This is a genomic window from Coprococcus sp. RTP21428st1_C9_RTP21428_210409, from assembly GCF_040227395.1.
GTDB classification, from domain to species: Bacteria; Bacillota; Clostridia; order Lachnospirales; family Lachnospiraceae; genus Coprococcus; species Coprococcus aceti.
The window spans coordinates 1-4,218 of record NZ_JBEHVV010000038.1 but is presented as its reverse complement, the minus strand read 5'-3'; the positions used below and the strand labels follow the sequence as shown (position 1 = coordinate 4,218).

4 protein-coding genes and 1 tRNA gene are annotated in these 4,218 nt (G+C 44.9%); all 5 read right to left on the bottom strand.

Annotated features, from left to right (window positions below):
* Positions 1–163: 163 nt before the first annotated feature.
* A tRNA-Gly gene (locus ABUA34_RS08595) sits at positions 164–235 on the bottom strand.
* A 99-nt stretch (positions 236–334) separates the two neighbouring features.
* Positions 335–691 carry a heavy-metal-associated domain-containing protein gene (locus ABUA34_RS08590; RefSeq protein WP_022215881.1) on the bottom strand — a complete coding sequence of 119 codons (357 nt, stop codon included), beginning with the start codon at positions 689–691 and terminating at the stop codon, positions 335–337.
* 21 nt (positions 692–712) lie between these two features.
* Positions 713–1,195 carry a transcriptional repressor gene (locus ABUA34_RS08585; protein WP_015533944.1) on the bottom strand — a complete coding sequence of 161 codons (483 nt, stop codon included), beginning with the start codon at positions 1,193–1,195 and terminating at the stop codon, positions 713–715.
* A 107-nt stretch (positions 1,196–1,302) separates the two neighbouring features.
* Positions 1,303–3,735, bottom strand: coding sequence for a sensor histidine kinase (locus ABUA34_RS08580; protein ID WP_349823162.1), 2,433 nt, complete (start codon positions 3,733–3,735; stop codon positions 1,303–1,305).
* Positions 3,735–4,218 (bottom strand): winged helix-turn-helix domain-containing protein (locus tag ABUA34_RS08575; protein WP_349823161.1); only part of this gene is annotated, 484 nt, incomplete at its 5' end. The genes ABUA34_RS08580 and ABUA34_RS08575, both read right to left, overlap by 1 nt.

Sequence of the window (4,218 nt, the reverse complement as noted above, 5' to 3'; positions counted from 1 at the left end):
GACGGGAATCGAACCCGCGACCCTCTCCTTGGCAAGGAGATGCTCCACCGCTGAGCCACTCGCGCTTATCTGTTGTGCTACCAACAACAATATGGATAATATCACACCGCCAGCAAACTGTCAACAACTTTTTTAAAATTTTAGCAACATGGAAATTATCCAGAGCGCGAGACGGGAATCGAACCCGCGACCCTCTCCTTGGCAAGGAGATGCTCCACCGCTGAGCCACTCGCGCTTATCTGTTGTGTTTTCAACAACAATATGGATAATACCACATCTTATTCGAATTGCCAACAATTTTTTGAAAATTTTTTACAATTTTTTATTCAAGACTTTATCCTATACCGGTTACTGAGTATCCACACCTCTCTACACAGCTCTTAAGCTCATCATCAGATACTTCTCTTCCGAGCTTAACGACAGCCTGCTTCTTCTTGAGGTCGACTTTTGCGTTCACCTGGCTCAGACTGTTCAGTGCATTCTGTACACGATCTGAACAGTTGCTGCAGTGCATTCCCTCTATGTAAATAGTCTTCACGGCGACAACATCCTTTATCTTGTCACCCCTGACCTTGACGGAACCACCGCCGCCACAGCAGCCTCCTTCTCCTTTAAAGTGCTTTGCAGAACTGATAACTGCACCCACTACTATAAGCACCAGTATGCACACTACCAATATTGTTCCACCCATTGTAGATCATCTCCTTCGTTATTAACAACATGAGCCACAGCCACAAGGCTTTACATTGACACCTGTCACCATCTGATTCTCAATATATCCGCCAGCCATAAGTCCTGCACGGATTATCCTGTTCCACTCTTTGGCCGAAAGCTCAATGCTGGATGAATCATCAAGCTCAATGACACAGGCATCCTCTATACCACAGTTGGCACCACAGGCAACCTTATACATGTTTTTACGGTTGATGGCTCCTATATCCTCCAGTGTATTCACCATTCTGTACACTGTAGCCGAGCCTATACGACTGTCCTGCTTGACCGCCTTATAATAAATCTCCTTGCAGGAAGAACACTCTTCCCCGAGTATTATGTCAAGGAGTATCATTCTCTGTCTGGTTATCCTGCATCCCCTTTCCCTGAGTCTGCTGATAACGATCTCTTTCTGCATCTCTGTACGCTGGATACCTGTATCATCTATACTCTTCTTGTCCGTCTCTAATCTTTCGTTAGTCATCATACACGCCTCCTTCTGATTGTTGATAATATTATCATCAAGGTTAGTATGCCCTAACTCAAATTAGTTGTCAATAACTTTTTTCAATAAATCATGTTAATTTAATTTTATAAAGTACCATTATCTGTAAATATTATGGCCGCTTTGAACAGATCTCCGTCTATGCTTATAGTAAATCTGGCATTCATCAGAGTACACAGACTGTTCGCTATAGATAATCCCAGTCCGCTTCCCTCCGTATTTCTGGAGCTGTCTCCACGGACAAATCTCTCCATGAGCTCATCACTGGACACATTGAGCGGATCTCTGGATATATTCTTAAACTCCATCCTTACCTCGCCATCTCCGCGGATAACCGATGCGTAGACTCTCGTTCCCGGCATCGCATATTTGCTTATATTTGCAAGGAGATTGTCGAATACTCTCCACAGATGCTGTCCATCTGCCATAACCACCGCAGGTGTATCCGATCCCGTAAATACGACCTTAAGCCCTGCCTTGTCCAGTTTGTCTCCATACTCTCCTATTGCCTGTTCCAGAAGCATATTTGCATCTATCTCTGCCCAGTTTATCTGGATATTGCCGGTGGATGCCTTGGATGCCTCGACCAGATCCTCTATGAGTTTTTTCAGTCTCGCGGACTGCCTTGAGAGAACTTCTATATATTCCTGTCTTGTCTTCTCATCCATATCGCCCTTCTGCAGCAGATCAACATAGTTGATTATGGATGTAAGCGGGGTCTTTATATCGTGGGATACATTTGTTATGAGTTCTGTCTTCAAATGCTCGCTCTTTATTCTGGCCTCAACAGCCTTTGACATGCCGTCTCTTATCTGGTTGAGGTGTTCACCATGTGCGCGGAATACCCAGAACATTTTGCTTGTGTCCGCTTTCCTGTCCAGATTGCCCTCCGCCATCTCCTTTGCGCACTTGTATAACTCTTGTGTCTGTATGAGATATGCCACTATTCCGACTATGCACAGCCATTTTAAAATGATATAAATCACCACCCAAAGAAGGCCTCTCATGCTGCCTGCTGCCAGGATTGCCACAAGAATTATCTCTACTATAGTTATACCTATATAAGCCCATACGCCCTTCTGCGTCAGGGACATATGACTTTTCACATACCTGAAACAAGCTTTCGTCTTTCTTGCTATCCACTTCAGTGCGCGGATTATCAGGCAGTCTGCCCAAAATGTTCCCGCCTTCACCTTCGCAACCATATTGTTAAAGAAAAACAACGCCACAGAATATAGACATGCCACCGGCACCAGAAACGCAATGTACTGTATATTTTCTGATACAAATGTGTAGTTCCTATACTGGTTCACACATATGGATGCAATACCGCTTTCAACGCAGATCCCTACTGCTGCAGCAGCAGAGCATACTGCCATAGCCAGCACAAGCTCAGTCGGAGTTCTCTCAAATCTGCCGAGAGTTATCGTCTCCTTCCCTGTCTTTACGCCGGCGTTGACCATTGAAAATATTGACATGACGATGCACAGCAGCAACATGACTGCAAATCCTGCCAGTACCCCCTTGCTCTTCATCCTCCATATTCCAATGTATTGAACCATTTCCGGATTTGACGCTTTGATGTTGTCTACAGCAGCTGCCACGTCCACATAGCACTTTCCCGTGATATTTATAAATGAATATGCATCATAGCTTAGCACAAGACAGTAGCCATTCCCAGATGAACTGCCAATCTCGTCTGTGTCGTCAAAATACAGTTTTTCAACTGAACTCGGGTAATAATCGCCATACATGATATCCTGTGTGGTGATAGACTTGCCATCCGCTGTCAATACAGAATCTGTATCATTCTCCACAGTATCATTTTCGTCATTTTCTTCATTATACGTGTATTCGTCATAATATGGATCGTTCTCCCCCAGCAGGGCATTGATATACTGCTCACCCTGTTCCATATCACCTAGATTGTTAAACACAATATATCTTTTAACAGGCACTTCTATCGTGCTGTCATAATCATTCGTATATATATTGTCGTCCAGTCGGGCTTCGTCATTTATCAGCTTTATATTTCCGGTCGTTACTTTTATCTTTCCAGTATTTGCATTTGCATCATCACTGCAGGATGCCGTCAGCATATAGCCGATATCGCCTCGTTCGCTCATATCCGCATACCGGTATGACGACTTGATCGCAGATGTTGTATCCGCGTTGGTCAATCTCCGGAAAACATCAGCCGCGGTTATAACCTTATCTCCGTTATGATCGGCGCTCACGAGCTGACTATATGTTGTAATGCTTTCCAGCTGCGACCTTGTATCCTGGATGTAAGCATTCACCTTTTCGGTAAGCGCATAATTTGTGTCCTCCACATAATCATTTACAAGCCTCTCATACGGCGTCGCGCCCTGATCATCATCACTGTACACTCCAAGGTAGCTTCCCTGCAGCACCAGACCGCCTGTATACAGCGTTCCATATGCCAGCACCGCCACAAGAATATATATTCCAAGTTTGAAGAACACATTTCCTCGTATCTTATATATTGCCTTATCCACTATTTGCCCTCCATTCTGTATCCTCGCCCCCAGATAACCTTTATGTATCTCGGATCCGAAGGATTTATCTCTATCTTTTCTCTTAGATGTCTTATGTGGACTGCAACGGATCCTTCCGCTCCCATAGGATCCTCCTTCCACACCGCCTTATATATCTCCTTTGTGGAAAATACCTTTCCCACATTCTGCATAAGAAGTTTCAGGATGTCATACTCCGTCGGGGTGAGGGGCATAAGTTCACCGTCAAGTGTGACCTGTTTGGATTTGTCGTCAAGTTCTATACCTCCGATAACCAGCTTATCCTTTGGTGTCTCTCCGCCTCCCAGCTGCATGTAACGCCTGAGCTGGGACTTAACCCTTGCCAGAAGTTCCACCGGATTAAATGGTTTTGTCACATAGTCATCTGCGCCGACCTCAAGTCCCAGCACCTTGTCGGTATCCTCACTCTTTGCCGTAAGCATGATAACCGGCACATTGCTGCTC

Coding starts and splice junctions, on each gene's coding strand:
- ABUA34_RS08585 (WP_015533944.1), bottom strand. CDS start 1,195: ATGACTAACGAAAGATTAGAGACGGACAAGAAGAGTATAGATGATACA.
- ABUA34_RS08590 (WP_022215881.1), bottom strand. CDS start 691: ATGGGTGGAACAATATTGGTAGTGTGCATACTGGTGCTTATAGTAGTG.